Source organism: Syntrophobacterales bacterium, from assembly GCA_019429105.1.
Lineage (GTDB): Bacteria > Desulfobacterota > Syntrophia > Syntrophales > UBA5619 > DYTH01.
In genome coordinates this window covers 115537-131665 of the sequence record JAHYJE010000001.1, presented here as the reverse complement: position 1 = coordinate 131665, position 16129 = coordinate 115537, and the positions used below count along the sequence as shown (strand labels likewise).

At 51.8% G+C, this 16129-nt stretch carries 14 protein-coding genes; 1 reads left to right on the top strand and 13 read right to left on the bottom strand.

Annotated features, from left to right (window positions below):
• Window positions 1–9: 9 nt before the first annotated feature.
• The 6 genes from K0B01_00590 to K0B01_00565 all read right to left on the bottom strand — a co-directional run bounded on the left by K0B01_00590 (window position 10) and on the right by K0B01_00565 (window position 5209).
• Window positions 10–468 (bottom strand): hypothetical protein, encoded by a 459-nt coding sequence (locus tag K0B01_00590; protein MBW6484639.1) that lies wholly within the window; start codon window positions 466–468, stop codon window positions 10–12.
• The gene (locus K0B01_00585; GenBank protein MBW6484638.1) at window positions 465–1022 is read right to left on the bottom strand and encodes a SocA family protein; all 558 of its coding nucleotides are present in this window, start codon (window positions 1020–1022) and stop codon (window positions 465–467) included. The genes K0B01_00590 and K0B01_00585 overlap by 4 nt, the downstream gene beginning before the upstream one ends.
• Window positions 1023–1136: 114 nt before the next feature.
• A complete protein-coding gene (locus tag K0B01_00580; protein ID MBW6484637.1) occupies window positions 1137–2033 on the bottom strand; it encodes a DMT family transporter in 897 nt (298 codons plus the stop codon).
• A gap of 7 nt (window positions 2034–2040) precedes the next feature.
• Complete coding sequence (locus K0B01_00575; protein ID MBW6484636.1) at window positions 2041–3234, bottom strand: hypothetical protein; 1194 nt, start codon at window positions 3232–3234, stop codon at window positions 2041–2043.
• Window positions 3235–3290: 56 nt separating this feature from the next.
• Window positions 3291–4148 carry a MoxR family ATPase gene (locus tag K0B01_00570; protein ID MBW6484635.1) on the bottom strand — a complete coding sequence of 286 codons (858 nt, stop codon included), beginning with the start codon at window positions 4146–4148 and terminating at the stop codon, window positions 3291–3293.
• 107 nt (window positions 4149–4255) lie between these two features.
• Window positions 4256–5209, bottom strand: coding sequence for a L,D-transpeptidase family protein (locus K0B01_00565; protein MBW6484634.1), 954 nt, complete (start codon window positions 5207–5209; stop codon window positions 4256–4258).
• 165 nt (window positions 5210–5374) lie between these two features.
• Here K0B01_00565 and K0B01_00560 point away from each other — a divergent pair, with 165 nt between their 5' ends.
• A complete protein-coding gene (locus K0B01_00560) occupies window positions 5375–6613 on the top strand; it encodes a M23 family metallopeptidase (protein ID MBW6484633.1) in 1239 nt (412 codons plus the stop codon).
• A 90-nt stretch (window positions 6614–6703) separates the two neighbouring features.
• On the opposite strand, the gene K0B01_00555 is transcribed toward K0B01_00560, so the two are convergent.
• The 7 genes from K0B01_00555 to K0B01_00525 all read right to left on the bottom strand — a co-directional run bounded on the left by K0B01_00555 (window position 6704) and on the right by K0B01_00525 (window position 15966).
• The gene (locus K0B01_00555) at window positions 6704–7117 is read right to left on the bottom strand and encodes a hypothetical protein (protein MBW6484632.1); all 414 of its coding nucleotides are present in this window, start codon (window positions 7115–7117) and stop codon (window positions 6704–6706) included.
• A 349-nt stretch (window positions 7118–7466) separates the two neighbouring features.
• Window positions 7467–8465 (bottom strand): TAXI family TRAP transporter solute-binding subunit, encoded by a 999-nt coding sequence (locus K0B01_00550; GenBank protein MBW6484631.1) that lies wholly within the window; start codon window positions 8463–8465, stop codon window positions 7467–7469.
• Window positions 8466–8513: 48 nt separating this feature from the next.
• Window positions 8514–10634, bottom strand: coding sequence for a TRAP transporter fused permease subunit (locus tag K0B01_00545; protein MBW6484630.1), 2121 nt, complete (start codon window positions 10632–10634; stop codon window positions 8514–8516).
• Window positions 10635–10800: 166 nt separating this feature from the next.
• The gene (locus K0B01_00540) at window positions 10801–12381 is read right to left on the bottom strand and encodes a long-chain-fatty-acid--CoA ligase (protein MBW6484629.1); all 1581 of its coding nucleotides are present in this window, start codon (window positions 12379–12381) and stop codon (window positions 10801–10803) included.
• Between the two features lie 374 nt (window positions 12382–12755).
• Window positions 12756–13400: a CBS domain-containing protein gene (locus tag K0B01_00535; protein ID MBW6484628.1), complete on the bottom strand. Its 645-nt coding sequence runs from the start codon at window positions 13398–13400 to the stop codon at window positions 12756–12758.
• 169 nt (window positions 13401–13569) lie between these two features.
• Complete coding sequence (locus K0B01_00530) at window positions 13570–14094, bottom strand: gamma carbonic anhydrase family protein (protein ID MBW6484627.1); 525 nt, start codon at window positions 14092–14094, stop codon at window positions 13570–13572.
• A 45-nt stretch (window positions 14095–14139) separates the two neighbouring features.
• Window positions 14140–15966: an AMP-binding protein gene (locus K0B01_00525; GenBank protein MBW6484626.1), complete on the bottom strand. Its 1827-nt coding sequence runs from the start codon at window positions 15964–15966 to the stop codon at window positions 14140–14142.
• Window positions 15967–16129: the final 163 nt, after the last annotated feature.

Genomic DNA, 16129 nt, shown 5'->3' with positions numbered 1-16129 from the left:
GGATTGCATTCATTTCGGTTTCTTCAAAGCGGCAATGCCAGCCTTATTGAAACTTTCGTGAATATCCAGCATGACCATTTTAGAGCAGGAACCTGCCTGAAGAAATCTATTGTAAATCATTCTCATTGCGTCTTCTCTCAGCTTGCCTTTGACAGACAGATCGCTTTGTTTATTTGCAAACCTTGCCTTTTCAATAGGATAGGGAGGGTCGTTAAAGTCGATAATGCAGTCTTTCTCAAATGCCGGGAATTGTCGGGCTTCAAACTGGAAATGACTATGACCGTACCGATTGCCGCCGGGCTGAAAATGGGCTGTCTGGGTAGTCGTTGTGACAAGATAAATAATGGCTATTTGTGCAAATGGCCCGGTTTCTCCAAGATAGATAAACCAGCGCGCTTTTGTTTCATCGCCGTATCGCGGCAACGGGAAATTGTCCCATCTGAACACCGTGCCGATTTCAAGCGTCAAGTTTCCAGCGCCCTATAGATCAGGTAACTTTCTTCAGGATAAGTCAGATCTTCCTCTTTTTTATTCAACAGACCATGATCGAATTCTGATTTGTAATCGATCATGCCGTTGGGATGACTCTTCCATGTCTTTCTCCAAGCCAGGACAGCTTCATGAGTGGCGTCGCTGATCAGTTTGGCAGGGATATAATCCTTTGCGTAAATTTCAATAAGCCTCTGCATTTGCTGTATTTCTCTTTTTGAAAAGTAGGCAAGATCGGGTTTTCCTTTAGGATGGATACTATATACGTCATCCTGAACGCTTCTGAATTCAAAGAGGGGTGATTTTATTTTATCGCGTTGACCGTAGATTTCCATAGGGACGGGCCCGCGCTCCATGGCCTTATAGGACAGTCCGAGGCAGGGCCTTCCGGTTGCGCTCAGGATTTCAAAATCAAGGAAGGCAAGATATTTATATAAAAATGTCTGATAAAGAGGATGCTTGGTCTTCTTCTGGTGTTCGCCGGCGAAAAAGCAAATCGCGTTTTCGATTTTTTCTTTTTGATAGGGAATCATGGTGCAAACCAATCTTTTAAAGGAATCAGTTAACAAGTAAACTTTTGTTTTCCATAAGACAATCTGTATGAGGTGTCAATAGCTATTTCAGCGGATCGTCTAAAAAACGCTTCTTTAAACCGTTCGCCTTCTCCAGTTGACCAAAAAGATTCCCAGCGAAACCAGCGGCAGCCCGATCATCAAAGAAGGCGTCAATTCTTCATTGAGAAAGATCACCCCGAAGAGCACCCCGAACAGGGGGGTGAAAAAGGTGAAGGCGGAAAGTCTGCTTACCGAATACTGGTGGATGAGTTTGAACCAGATCAGGTAGGAGATGAAGGCAACGATAAACGACTGAAAAAAGAGGGCCAGGATGATGAAAAAGTCGATTTTGTAAATCCATCTGGGCTCCAGGATGAGGCTCACCAGGAAGAGAATCGGAATCGAAAAGAAGAGCTGGTACAGGAAGGTGTTGATCGGCTCGACCTTCTGGGCCATGAATTTTTTGATGTACAAGGTGGTTGCCCCCCAAAAAAAACCGGCGGTGATCTCTAAAATGTCTCCGAGGAGCATTGTTGGCCGGGCAGTTTTGGGTTTTCCCCAGAAAACGGCGAAAACGCCGGCAAAGGCCAGCAGCAGTCCCGCGGTTTTTAAAAAGGTGAGACGATCCCCCTTGAGAAGGAAATGGGCGCCGGCGGCCACCACGAAGGGGCTCAGATAAACAAAGAGCACCGAACGGACCGCATCGGTGTAGAGCATCCCAAAATAAACGCACGCAAATTCCAGCCCGAACAGCAGCCCCACCATGAACCCATGAAAAAGTCTGATGTCGGTGTGGAACAGCGTTTCTTTTTTCCGAATGCAGTAGGCGATGCCAAAGAGGGAGGCAATGACCGACCGGATGGCCGAGGAAAAAACCGGAGATATTCCCTGGTTTGTATATTTGATGACAGGGTAATTCAAACCCCACAGCAGCGTCAGGGCAAGCAGAATGGCGATGGCCTTAAGATCCAGATATTCCTTGTTTTCCATAAGCCTTTTAGTTGCGTTTCATCAGGTGTTGCACCGCCTTGTCCAAGCCGTCCAGGGTAAGCTCGAACATGGGGAAGATGTTGGCGATTTTGCCGATCGTCCAGGTATAGCCCCAGCTCGCTTCCTCCTGGGGGTTCAGCCAGACGGAGTGGCGAAAGGTGCGGGCGAGCAGATTCAGCCGCTCCTCGCTGCTGCGGTTTTCATGCTGGTCGATATAGAGGGCGCCATTGGCCCAGGAAAGCTCCGAGGGGGCCATCGCCGCGTCGCCGACGATAATCAGCCTGGTCTCCGGATCGAGCCGCGCGAGCTCCTCGAGCGACTCCGGCCGGAGGTGACGCTGGGGGTCTGACCAGACGTGGCTGTAGATGGTGTTGTGAAAAAAGTAGATATTCAGCTCCTTGAACTGGGAGCGGGCATAGGTGAACAATGTCTGGATGATCTCGATATAGGGGTCCATCGACCAACCGCCGTTGTCGATCATCAACACGATTTTCAGGCGGTCGGTCAGGCGGCGGTCAAAGACAAGGGTTATCTCGCCGCCGTTTCTCATTGTTTCGTAGATGGTTTTATCAACGTTGACGACGTCGCGCGGTCCGTGGGGAAGCATCATCCGGAGCTTCTTGAGGGCCTCATTCATCTGCAGCTCGGTGATCGGGCCTTCCTGATTATAATCCTTATAGCGCCGCTCCATTGCCACTTTTATCGCGGATTTGTTCCGGGAAACCCCGCCCACGCGCATTCCGCCCGGGTGATACCCGGAGTGCCCCACGGGGGATGTGCCGCCCGTTCCGATCCATTTGCGGCCGCCATGATGGGCCTCTGTCTGCTCCTTCAGGCGGTCCATGAAGTACTTGAGCAGCTCCTCCGGCGTAAAGCGTTCCAGCTCCTTTTCATCGATGCCGAGCATATCGGCGAGTTCCCTGGGGTTTTTAAGCCATTCTTCAAGCAGCGCCTTCATGACCTCGTTAATTTCGGCGTCTTCTCCTTCCGGTATGGACACTCCCTTGAAATAGTTGGCAAATACCTGATCGTAGATGTCGAAATAGCGTTCGCTTTTGATAAGGATGGAACGGGCCGTGGTGTAAAAATCGTCAAGGGTGTCGATCAGGCCGAGGGAAAGCGCCTGGTGCAGGCGCAGAAACGAGGTGGGGGAGACGGGCGCCCCCTTTTCCTTGAGCATATAGAAAAAATTGATAAACAATCATTCTTCCTTGCAAATTATTGGCAGCGAGCTTCGAGAAACCCTCTGCCGGCAATTCAGGATCTCGGTTGCCGCGGGTTTTTTCCCGTCTGCTGAAGGGCGGTGTTCAAATCCAAACTCTTTTTGAAGAGAATGCCGAGGAAAGGTATCTCCCGGCTTCGTTCGAGATTCTCTATATTGAAATCCGGATCCAGCTTGAGGGCGCGCACCCAGTTGATCAGCTCCCGCGTGGCCGGTTTCTTCTCGATTCCCCGCAGTTCCCGGAGGCGGTAGAAGGTCGTAAGCGCCGCCCTTGCCAGTTCTTCGGAGAGAGCAGGGAAATGAACGTTGAGAATCATCCGCATCATATCCGGATCGGGAAAGGCGATATGGTGGAAATTGCAGCGTCCGAGGAAGGGATCGGAGAGATCCTTTTTGGCGTTGGAGGTGATGATGATCACCGGGCGGTTCCGGGCGGTGATGGTTTTGTCTATCTCCATGATGTCAAACTGCATCTGGTCGAGGACGTCGAGCATGTCGTCCTGGAAGTCCGTGTCGGCCTTGTCGATTTCGTCGATCAGGAGCACCGTCCTGTTTTCGGCGACGAAGGCCTGGCCGATCTTGCCCATTCGGATATACTCCCCGATATCGCTGACATCCCGCTTGGAATCACCAAAACGGCTGTCGTTTAAGCGGGTCAGCGTGTCGTAAAGGTAAAGCGCGTCGAGGAGCTTCATGCTTGATTTGACGTTCAGGACGATCAGCGGCATGCCGAGGTTTTCGGCGATCGCGTGGGCGAGCATCGTTTTCCCGGTGCCCGGTTCGCCCTTCAGCAAGAGCGGCATTTCCAGCGCCATTGAAACATTGACGATCTTGGCAAGTTCGTCGTCAAGTACATATTTTGAAGATCCTTTGAATTGTTGGTCATTGTCCATATTCTTTTTACTGCCTCCTTTAAAAGATCGGTATCTTTATAATATTTCATTCTGCAATGCCAATGATTTTTAGCTGTCAGCGGACTATCCACCTTAAGTAGATACATTTAGTTTTCCCATGAACGGGTATGGGGAAGCTTCTTCGGCAGGTCGCCGAAAATTTCCAGCAGCGCCTTGTCGGCAAGTGGGTGGGCGCTTCCGTTGTCAAGGGCGAAAAGTTCCTCGCCGATCGTCCAGGCGTAAAGCTTTTTTGCGTCATTAATCAAAGGCTTCTCGGGGACGCCGTAGGTGCGCAACTGCATATCTTCGTCGGAAAGGCCGACGCAGCCGTGAGAGGCCGGCCGCCCGGGCAAATCGCGGGCGTGCAGCCAATATAATACGTTTTCTTTATCGATATGAAAAAGCAGGGCGTAGTCCATCGGGTACTGCTGTGTTCCTGTGTCGGTTTTATAAAGCGACGATGTGTGCTTCCGATGGTACGCATTAATGCTGAACATTCCGACCGGGGTAAGGTGCCCCTCCATTCCGGTTGCCGCCGGCATCGAAAAAACGAGGCGGCCATATTCGTAGGCCCCGATCCATTGCTCCGTTATGTCGAGCAGGATGTATTTTGCGTGCGTTTTTGCCTTTTCATATTGGGCGGGCATCGGGGTGTAATCTTTAATCTTGTCTATGTTTTCAGGGACTTTTATCGTCATGCCGGGGTAAACGTGGCGGCGGTCTATCCGGTTGAAGCGGGCAATGGCGAGCCAGTCTTTGCCGAAGAGCCTCTCCAGACTTTCCTGCGGCCGGACAAAGTGTCCCTTCCATCCTATTTCCCTGATGCTGGGATATTCGTACCGGCTCAGGTCTTCATTGGCCTTGTCCTCCGGCAAGGCGGCCGGATTGGAGATCGTTTTCGGATCAAAAATTGCGACGGCGAAGATTATGGCAAATACGAGAAGCAGACGCAGTAATGTGGGCAAATAATTAACATGGTTATCGGTGGAATTCAATAAGGTCTTCAGGCGCCCGAACGCGGGGCTTGATGTGTGCAGAAATTTCATTATAAATGCCTTCATGCCGCCCCCGGTAGCATGAAAGGAACAACGATTCAAGCGGAATGAAGGTGCGGTTCATGATCAAGTTTTATTGACAAGAAAAGGGCGCCTGTGATAGATATCGCGCCAAAAATTGAAATGTAACAGAGCTTCAGGCTTGAATCAAAAGGGAAAAATTTGATAAAGATGGCTTCTTTAAAGACCGCGATGGTGGTCGCTGCTCTTATTGTCCTTGTCGGTTCTGTGAGTTTCTTCACCAATACCGAGGAGGCGCCGCAACCCCAAAATCAGCAGTTTCGCGAAATCAGCGGCAAGATCAAAAAGGGCGAAACGCTCTTTGACATCTTCAAAACATACAAACTTGATATCAGTGAGTTGTACAAAATACGCGAGGCCTCTGCGAACATCCACCGATTACGGGAACTATATCCGGGGCGCCCCTACAAGATTGTTCTCGGCGAGGGTTCGCAGATTCATTCCTTTGCTTACGGGATCGATGACGACTCCTTTCTGAGCATCAACCGGACGAACGAGGGATACCGCGCCGAAAAGGTTCCCGTCCTTTATGAAAAGAGAATCCTCCGTCTCGGGGGAACGATTAAAAACAATCTGATCGCTTCTTTGGGCGAGGGCAATGAAAATCTTCTTTTGGCCCTTCAACTCTCCGACATCTTTGCTTGGGACATCGATTTTACGACCGATCTAAGGAACAACGATTCATTCAAAATCGTTGTTGAGGGACTCTACCGTGATGGCCAATTCAAAAAATTCGGGGCGATTCTTGCCTCCGAGTTCACAAGCGCCGGCGCCGTCTATCGGGCTTATGCCTTTGAACAGAATGGCAAAATACATTATTATGACGAAGACGGAAAATCCCTCCAAAAGAGCTTCTTGAAGTCGCCGCTTAGTTTCAGGCGCATCAGCTCGGGTTTTTCCGGGGGACGGTATCATCCGATCCTGAAAATCCGGCGTCCCCATCAAGGCATCGATTATGCTGCGGCTAAGGGAACACCCGTTTCTGCTGCCGGTGACGGAAAGGTGCGCTTTGCCGGGAGCAAGGGACAATACGGAAAACTGGTAATCATCAGACATCGAAACGGGTACGACACCTATTACGGGCATTTATCGAAGATCGGCAAGGGTGTAAAGAGCGGCGCGCAGGTAAGCCAGGGCATGGTTATCGGATATGTCGGCGCAACCGGGCTTGCCACAGGTCCCCACCTGCATTACGAAATGAGGATCGATGACCGGCCGATCAATCCAATGTCAATTAAGATTCCGCGCAGCGCAGCGATATCCGAACCAATGCTGGTCGCCTTCCACCAATTAACCAAACGGATGAATTCAGAACTCGCTTCCATCAACCCCAAAAATCCTGTCGCCGCCAAGGATGGGAAAATGGATGGAAGTCAAAAAGAAGGATAGGCCAATCCCGCAAGGCAAGTACTGCGTCTTGTATAAACAAGATTATCCCCATTTATTTTATTCAGGGCAGGAACATGGCTTTCCCGGGCGCTACGAGGGAGGCCAGAGGAGGGCGGCGCGGATGCAGCCGCCTTGGGTGCGGATGATTTGTTTGCCGAAGGTGATAGCAACCCCGACTTCGGAGCAGTAGTTGATATTGCGGGTGCTCTCCTTTGCCAACTGATCGTTCCAGCGATAGAGTCCCATTGTGTAGTACTCCTCTGTTCCGGCGTCGGTCCGGGCAAAGAAGCCGGAGAAACGCCAGGGCACAGAGAAGCGCATCACAACCGGATGGCCGGTTATGGAGTTTATGAATTCGATCCGCCCTTTTTGCCAGGCCCAGAGAAGGAGGGTGGAGTTGCCCCTTTCAGTGGCGATTCTGACGGGGCGGATAAAGGTGGCCAAAAAAAAGAGAACAACAATCAGCAACGCCAATGAAATCTTCGCCCAACCAACTTTGGTCATAAATCCGCCGGGTATAATTTTTTAAAGTATGAGGCAATTGCAAAACTCTCACATTCTGTCATTCCCGCAATGATTTTAAGCGGGAAAACGAAGTTTAATGTTCATAATCTGGTTCTAACTGCTTGAAAAACCGTATTCCTGATAGAAGCATTGTGTACATTAAGCTCCGCTTTCGGGAATGACAAATAGTTTTGCAATTGGCTCGCATGTTTGTGTTTAAGCAGGCAAGCAACCCGCTCCCTTTTGCCGAGCTTAGTCGTTGCGGAAGAAGTGCAGGGAAAAACATGCCGAAAGCGGCAGCCCGAAAAAACTGTCTAACCGCCGCTTCCGGCAAGAAAACAGCGAGGCGTTATTTTATAGCGCCCTTTTCCTTGTAATATTTCAATGCGCCCGGATCGTAGGGGATGACTCCGCCGTAAGACTTTGTCGCATTGCCGAGGTTTGTATCCTTTGCCGCCTTAACGGCAGTTTGGAGTTGGCTGACATTTTCAAACAGCGCCTTGGTGATTGCGTAGGAGTATTTCTCCGGCAGGCTTTCCGGGCCCATGAAAAGATTCCAGAAAACCAGCGTATTTACGTCTTTTTCAGTGTTGTAAACATTCTTGGGAATGGCGCCTGAATTCATTACCCCGGTAAACTTTTTAAGCAGCTCCTTGACTAGGGCGCTCTGGGGATCCATGTCAACGAATTCGATCTTTTTACCCTTGCGCGCCAGGGTTGTCGATAGCTCGACAACCGAACCCGTCGGGAGGCCGCCGGACCAGAAATAGGCGTCAATCGTCCCCTGGGAAAGCGCTTCTGCCGACTCTGCGGCGCCCAGACGCTCCTGCTTGGCGAAGTCGGAGGCTTTAATCCCGGCGGCATCCAGTACCAGAAACGCCTCAACCTCGGTGCCGGACCCGGGCGCGGCAGTGGAGACCCGTTTCCCTTTCAGATCGGCAACGGTTTTTATCCCTGACCCCGAGGCGGTGATCAGGTGAAGGTAATTGGGATACATTGTCCACATGATGCGGGTCTCTTTTGCCGGTCTATCCGCAAAACGCTTATGCTTGCCGGTATAGGCAAGATATGCGGAATCGGGAAGAACCAGGCCCATGTAGTAGGTGTTTTTGGAAGGGTCGGTGCGGCGCTGGATCAAAAGCAGGTTATCCACCGAGGCGGCCGTCTGAATGGCGGTCGCGTCAACCCCGGCGTGTTTCGTCAGGATTTCGGCCATGGTTGTCCCGTAATAGAAATAAACCCCGCCCAGGCCGCCCGTGGTAATGATGATTTTAGGTTTTTCCTCGGCAAACGCGGTTCCCGCCGATAACAGAAAAACAGCCAACATAATACCGATGAGCTTCTTCATTTTCATACCTCCATAGTTAATGATTTGCCTTCTAAAAAACGCCATTTCTTAAGCCTTGCCGCCTGATGCATCGAAATTAAGCGGCGCTTTGGTTTTACTGATGAGAAAAAACCAGATCAAGACCGGCAGGGCTGCCAGATCGAACCAGTAATTGGGGATGAACAGCCCCACCGAAAATATCCCCAGAACCCAGGATTCCCATTTGCGCAGCGGCCGCCGGGCATAGCCTGCCGTTGCTGCAGCCATGGCGATCGCCCCGATCGACACCTCCGCCAGCCGGATGAGAAATCCCGAGATGGCCATGGTGGCGCTGGTGGTGGTCCACATCGGGATAATCAGCAGGGATGTTCCCTGGTAGGTCAGGATGAAGGAAAACCCAAGCAGGTATTTGGGAAGCGCGACCTTTGCGGCGTAGATGCCTGTCTTGAGTGGATCGGTCATAAAAACCGAAGCCGAAGCGTAGGCGGAAAGCGCCACCGGCGGCGTAACGTCGGCGAGGATGGCGTAGTACATAAGAAACATATGCGCAGAAAGCAGCGCGGCCTGCTGCGGAATGCCATTGGCCATGGCGATGCTCAGAATGGCCGGGGCCGTTAGCGATGATGCCACCACATAAGAGGCCGTAGGCGGGATTCCCATTCCGAGAATCAGTGTGAAGACGGCAGTAAAAAGCGAGGCGACAAGGATGCTTGTGCCGGAAATCATCGACAGGAGCTGGGCAAATTTGCTGGAGAGACCGGTCATTACCATCAAGGTCAAAATCAGGTTTGCGCAGACAACAGCAGAACCTATTGGGATAAGAGAGGAAAATCCTTTTGCCAATCCGTTTAACAGCACCTTCGGGCTTTTGGGGCGGATCGTCCGGTCTATGTAAGCCAGAATGACGAAGAGAAAAATCGCCAGAACGACGGCAAGGCTGATTGAATATCCCCAGTAGATAAAGCCCACGATGATTAAAAGGGGCAGAAAGATATAGGAATAGCGCCGGAAATATTCCCAGCCGTAATTCTGGCCGTGTTCAATCGGCTTGAGCCCCATCTTTTTGACGTAAAAATAGTTGTAGGCGAGAATCGCGATCAGATAGAGCAACATGGGGCCAATCGCCATAATGCATACCCACAGGTAGGGAATGGAGAGGATTTCCACCATGACGAAGGCGAGTGATCCCAGCACCGGGGGGGTGATCATCGCGATCGTGCCCGAGGTGGCGGCGATTCCGGCGGCGGTGTACTTGTCATACCCGCTTTTTTCGTACATCGGTTTGCTGATGGTCGAGACGAACTGGGTGTCGGCGGCGCCGGAGCCGCTGAACATACCCATGAAGATGGAGGCGAGCGTCGTCACGATCCCGGGGCCGTCCGCCCGGCCGCGGGAGGCGAGCGAGGCGATATTGGCAATGATTTTTCCCAGGTTCAAAACACCGATAATCCCGCCCATGATCGTGAAATAAACGAGATATTTGGCGGAGACACCGGTAATCATTCCGAAAAGTCCGGCCTCCGTCTCACTGAAGAGCTTGGCGAGCAGCAAATCGAAGCCGAAAACGGCGTGGGAAAATACGCCTCCCAGCAGGTCCCCGTGCAGATTGTAGATAAGAAAGGTTAGTACCAGGCACGGCAGGATAGCCCCGATGTAGCGGTACACCTGGCCGAGCAGCAGCAGCGTAAGTCCGAAGCTCAGCACCAGATCCCATGCTTCGGGTATCATCGCCCGATCAATAATGTCATGAAAATAAACAACATGATAGACATAGGGAATGATCACCAGCAGCGCCGCCAGCTTGTCGGCTATTTTGCTGGAACGGGGATAAATAGTAGGCAGCACCGCCGCCATCCAGAAGATTGTCGCGGCAAGGTTGAATTTAATGTCCAGACCAATTTTCCAGAAGGAATAAAGCGGAAAGGCGGCCATGAGCGCAAACACGAAGGCCCCGACTCCGGCCCTTCCGGGAAGGCGCTGGGAGGAGATAAGGTAGCCGGTCAAAAGCAGAAATAAAACGTGAGTGGAGCGCTGCAGCTCGGTTAAATCGAGGATGCCTATAGACAATCCGGAAAAGGGCGTATGGGGATGGATAACCAGATACAAGCTGTAGATACTGGCGATTACCAGCAGGGGCTTGATGACAAATCGCCCCAGGTTGTCTTCCTGGCTGATTGGCTCGTCGTGCATGCGTTTTTACCTTTCTGGGAGGAATATGCCTCACCCGGGAGGTTGTTTATGCGTAGATCAGGTATAGGCGACCTCTAAAACAACGGGGCAGCCTTTGTCAACAACAATATGTCTCATTTTGACAGTTTGGACATCGGCCGGGATTGTGCAGCGCCTGCTCTTGACGTCAGATTTTCTTCCGCTCATCGGTCCAGTAGCGCTCCCGCAACTTTTTCTTTTCGATTTTTCCGGAACCTGTCTTGGGGAGCGACGGTAAAAATTCTACTGATTTAGGTGCTTTGTAACGCGCTATCTGCTCCTTGCAAAACGAGATCAGCTCGTCCGCCGTTGCATCCATCCCCGATTTCAAAACAACAATAGCATGGACCGTTTCGCCCCACTTTTCATCGGGGACGCCCACTACGGCGCATTCCAGAACGGCCTTGTGCATGTAGAGGGCATTTTCGACCTCCGTGGAATAGACGTTTTCGCCGCCGGTTACGATCATGTCTTTCTTCCGATCCACGATCGTTACGTAGCCTTCTTCGTCCATCACGGCCATGTCGCCGGTATAGAGCCAGCCGTCGCGGATGGCCTTGGCCGTTTCTTCCGGGAGCTGCCAGTAGCCGGGAGTCACGGTATCACCCCGCACAATTATTTCGCCGACCTCTTTTTCATCCTTTTTGACCTCACCGCCGGCATCGGTTACCACCTTCAGAGCGACGGCGATGAACTCCCTGCCGGTTTTTGATTTGAAGCGGAGCTGTTCTTCGGGCGGCAGTTGTCGCAGGTGCTCCTTGAGGAGGGAAAAGGTCAGGTAGGGGCACGTCTCGGTCATTCCGTAGGTCTGGATGTAGTCGCACCCGAAGGTTTCCACGATCCGGCGGACAACCTCCGGGGCGATCGGGGCGCCGCCGCTGAGCAGCACCCGCAGGCTGCGGAAGTCGTATTTTTTGACCCCCGGATAATTGATCAGCATGTTGAGCATCGTGGGGATGAGATTGGTCAGTGTGACCTTCTTTTCTTCCAGAGCCGACAAAACCAGCGGCGGAGAAAATTCGCCGACAAGAACGTGCGTGCCCCCGACCCAGGTTATCGCCCAGCTTGCCCAGGCATCCGCCAGATGAAACAGGGGCGCGGCATGGAGCCAGACATCCCGGTCGGTGAGCTGCAACTCGGCGATTGTTCCGAGGGCATGAACCGTAACATTCTTGTGGGTAAGGATTACCCCCTTCGGACGCCCCGTCGTCCCGCTCGTGTAGTAGATCTGAGCGATATCATCCTCCGTTACCGCAACATCTGCGCAGAAGGCGTCTTTGTCAGAAACAAGTTTTTCATACGAGCGGTCGTTTTTCCCTTCCGGAAACCCGCCGGACGCATTGCCGGTCCAGACAATCTTTCCCAGCGAGGAAATATTGCCGCTGATTTGCTCAACTGTTTTTGCGAACTGCGGAGCGGCAATAAGGAGCTTTGCGCCGGCGTCATTCAGGATGAAGGCGAGTTCGGCGGCGGACAGCCGGTAGTTTAGCGGGACGGCGATTGCCCCGATGAGGGCGATGGCGTAGTAGGATTCAAGGTAATAATGGCAATTGGGGTGCAAAATGGCTACCCGGTCGCCTTTTTTTATGCCCTCCGCCTGCATGAAAGCGGAAATACTGCGGAGGCGAGCAAAAAATTCCCGGTAGGTCCAGCTATTGTTTCCGCAGACGACGGCCTTTTTTTCGGGGAAAAACAGACAGGCTTTCTTTAATGAGTCCGTAAGAATCATGTTTAAACCTCAAGCGCTTTTGTTCCAGGCATCCATAGCTTGGCGAGTCATTTATTTTTTTGTGTGGGAAACGGGGCCGTATGCTTCAAAGCATTAATTCTGCAATGCAGACTATCCCCTCTTGCCGCATCATGTTCTACGATCGGGCTTTTGCCGTTGTGACAATAAACAGCAGTTTTTCGAAAAATTCACTTCGGGCAACCGGGCGAGTGGAAACAAAACGGGCCTTGCGATTAAAAGCATCCAGACGCCCCCTGTGCCAAGAGGGAGGGGCATCTGGAGCAGCTTAACTGCTGATTTTTCAGTCTATCTCCGTTTGCAGGAAAACCTGTCGCCTGCAACATAATTCTCGCTTGTTGGATTATCTAGGAAACCTACCTTTCGCGGGGCTCCACATCCAGTTGGCACTTTTCATGCAAACACACGGAAAGTTTGCCGGTGTCTTCTTCTGTCACGTGGATGATGAGGTCCTTCTCCGAGCCCCTGCGGCTCCTTATGTAGGAGGCGTTCAATACGTGCAGACCGCTATCAGCCACGCAACGGAAGGCGTTGGCGATCTGCCCCGTTGATTCGCAATGGCGTACAATCAGTCGCGATCCCTCCTCGCCGATTCCCAGAATCGGGTTCAGAATCATATAGAAAAAGTCATTGGTAGTGACGATGCCCACGACCTTGCCGTCCTCCATGACGGGCAGGGCGCCGACATGCCTGTCCTGAGCCAGGCGGACGGCATTTTCTATCGTCGTTTCGGGGGTGACGGTGGCCACATCCTTCTGCATGATGTCATTTACCGTCAACCTGGCGAAAAGGTAGTGGATTTCTCCAATGCTCAGGCTTGTCGCCATGGACGGCGAGGAATGAAGCACCCGGTCCTTGGTGACGATACCCTTGAGCTTCCCCTTGTCAACTACCGGAAGTCGTTCGATCTTTCTTTCCTTCATGAGTTTGGCCGCTTCCAGCACCGGGGTATCGCTGGTAACGGTCACTACGGGTGTAGACATGATGTGTTGTACGCGCATGGCAACCTCCTGATTTTGTTATTGGATGGGTTATGCTTCCCTTTTGCAGCCCCCTGACTGTGGGACACGTGCAGAGGCGAATGGATGTTAAAAGAAGCCGGCCCTGTTGTCAAGACAATTTTACATCAGGCAATCCCGTCATTTAGACGGAAGCGCAAGGATTTTCCCATCAGGCAAGCTTTTTCATCGTCTTTCGATATTTCTCGGCGAGTTCCCTGTAGAGGATGACGCCTTCAGCGGTAGCGATGATATTTTTTGCGGAGGCCTTCTTGATGATTTTTGCCGGATTGCCGCCGACGATTGTTCCGGCGGGAACCCTCATTCCCTGAAGAACTACCGAACCCGCCGCAACGAAAGAGTCTTCCTCGCAGATCACATGAAACATCAGCACCGCCCCCATGCCGATTATCGTGCGCGGCAGGATATGTACGTCGTGCAGCAGCGCCCCATGCCCGACAATGACGTCGTTTTCGATCACAACCTCGGATCCGATATCGACATGGATGACGGCGTTGTCCTGAAAGCTCACCCCCTCGCCGAGGGTTATGGGGCCTAAATCCCCCCTGAGCACAGCCCCCGGGCCGATGAAACAACTTTCTCCGACAACGACGTCGCCGATGATCACGGCCTCGGGATGAACAAAAGCCGCAGCGGAGATGCGCGGTATTTTTCCATCAAATTCATAGACTGGCATGTAATATTCCCTTATAAGATATCGGCTGCTTTCTTTCCTTGCGACTCATTTTTTGTAGAGGTTTTCCAGCAGGTCTCCATATTTTTCCATGACCAGCAGGCGCTTGAGTTTCATGGTTTGGGTGAGCATGCCGTTATCCAGAGTAAAATCATCCAGAATAAAAACGAACTTACGGGGAATTTCGTAGGAACCGATGGTCTTTTTGAGATGGTTCTGCACCTCGGCGGTTAACAGTTCCCTGAATTTTTGCCCGGCGGCAGAGGTTGGCTCAAAAAGGTCTTTCGGCTCGACCGACAAATTCAGCTCCGCGGCCAAATTCTTCAATAATTTCATGTCGGGCACAATCAGTCCGACATTGTAGTCATGCCCGGCCCCGGAGATGACCGCATTTAAAATCCAGGGCATCACCTTCATTTCGAGCTCAATGGTCTCCGGATGGATATACTTTCCGTTGGCCAGTTTGTATTCCTCCTTGAAACGGCCGGTTATAAACAAGAATCCGTCATCGTCCAGGCGGCCCCGATCACCCGTGCGCACCCCCCTCATCCCATTCAGCTCGACAATTACTTCGGCCGTTTTTTCCGGCTTGTTGTGATAGCCAAGCATGCACTGCGGTCCGAAACAGAGGATCTCGCCATCGTCGCTTTGCTCGCCTGTCCGGGAACGATCGATCACTACTTTTGTTTTATTGATCGGTTTGCCTACCGAACCAAGACGATTTCCCATCATCGGGGAATTGATGGTGATTGCGGGAGATGTTTCACTTAGACCATAGGCGTCATAGGTGGGGATGCCGACATCGATGAAGAATTTGGCTATCTCAATGTTCATCGGGGCGCTTCCCGTGACGGCATTTTCGAGACACCCGCCAAAACGGGCGCGGATTTTTTTCAGGACGAGGGCATCGAGGATTTTGTATTTCAAGCCCGCCTTGCCCGTTTCCCGTTTAATTTTTGCTGCCTCGAGGGCCTTTTCAAAGAGGGCCAGCTTCAATCCGCCTTCCTCCCTCATTTTGGCCCAGACCCCGTTATAGACCTTGTTGAAAATGCGCGGCACGGTAATCATGAAGGAGGGCTGCACCTTGGGAAGATCGTCGATCAGCGTTTCTACCGACCCCATGATGCCGATGGAGCCTCCCCGCAGCATGAAGGCGTGCAGGTCGGCGGTCATTCCAAAAGTATGCGCCCACGGCAGCATCGATATGCAGCGGCTCTTCTCGCTAAGATTTGGAAACCAGGCCAGACCTGCCTTGACATTTTCGGCCAGATTTCCATGAGAAAGAAGCACCCCCTTGGGCTCTCCGGTTGTTCCGGATGTGTATATCAATACCGCAAGCTCGGTTGGTTTCGGACGAAGCGAGGCAACCGGTCTGGCCGCCCCTTTTTTCTCCAGTGCCTCCAGTGAGTTTTCGCCGGAACCCTCAAGCAGGAAAATTTTTTCCAGAGTGGGAATTTCTGACGGAAAATCCTTGATTTTCGCCATAACTTCCGGTTTCGATACAAGCAGAACCTTTATCCCGGCATCCTTGACAATATACTTCCACATCGAAACCAGCTCTTTTTCGTACATCGGCACATAGGCGGCGCCCATTCCCTGGACGGCGATCTCGCCGATCAGCCATTCCCTCCGGTTATTGGCAATAATCCCGATTTTGTCCCCCCGCTTGACGCCGATCGCCGCTAATCCCGCCCGCAAATTATCCACTCTTGTTGCAATTTGACTATATGTTGCCCATTGATAAACTCCCGCTGCGTTTTTCTCGCCGATCAGCGGGTTGTTGGCAAACTTGGCGGCGCTGTTTTCAAAAATCTCCACCAAATTGTCCGGGGCTTCGAATGTGCTGTCATACTTGCCATATTCAAAAATTGCCATAACCTTCTTCTCCTTTTCGCTTGGTAGAGTTTTACTGTTAGATATTTAAACTTGTTTTCATAATTTGCATGATTTCGAGCTGACGCAAATTCCTTCCTTGGCTGAGGGAGTATATGAGGGCTGTTTTTGTCTGTCAAGGCATATCTAAGGCTCCTACAAAGGC

Bases quoted from the DNA above. Each gene is read 5' to 3' on its own strand.
- K0B01_00585 (MBW6484638.1), bottom strand. From the start codon at position 1,022: ATGATTCCCTATCAAAAAGAAAAAATCGAAAACGCGATTTGCTTTTTC.
- K0B01_00580 (MBW6484637.1), bottom strand. From the start codon at position 2,033: ATGGAAAACAAGGAATATCTGGATCTTAAGGCCATCGCCATTCTGCTT.
- K0B01_00570 (MBW6484635.1), bottom strand. From the start codon at position 4,148: ATGGACAATGACCAACAATTCAAAGGATCTTCAAAATATGTACTTGAC.
- K0B01_00565 (MBW6484634.1), bottom strand. From the start codon at position 5,209: ATGAAGGCATTTATAATGAAATTTCTGCACACATCAAGCCCCGCGTTC.
- K0B01_00560 (MBW6484633.1), top strand. From the start codon at position 5,375: ATGGCTTCTTTAAAGACCGCGATGGTGGTCGCTGCTCTTATTGTCCTT.
- K0B01_00555 (MBW6484632.1), bottom strand. From the start codon at position 7,117: ATGACCAAAGTTGGTTGGGCGAAGATTTCATTGGCGTTGCTGATTGTT.
- K0B01_00550 (MBW6484631.1), bottom strand. From the start codon at position 8,465: ATGAAGAAGCTCATCGGTATTATGTTGGCTGTTTTTCTGTTATCGGCG.
- K0B01_00545 (MBW6484630.1), bottom strand. From the start codon at position 10,634: ATGCACGACGAGCCAATCAGCCAGGAAGACAACCTGGGGCGATTTGTC.
- K0B01_00540 (MBW6484629.1), bottom strand. From the start codon at position 12,381: ATGATTCTTACGGACTCATTAAAGAAAGCCTGTCTGTTTTTCCCCGAA.
- K0B01_00535 (MBW6484628.1), bottom strand. From the start codon at position 13,400: ATGCGCGTACAACACATCATGTCTACACCCGTAGTGACCGTTACCAGC.
- K0B01_00530 (MBW6484627.1), bottom strand. From the start codon at position 14,094: ATGCCAGTCTATGAATTTGATGGAAAAATACCGCGCATCTCCGCTGCG.
- K0B01_00525 (MBW6484626.1), bottom strand. From the start codon at position 15,966: ATGGCAATTTTTGAATATGGCAAGTATGACAGCACATTCGAAGCCCCG.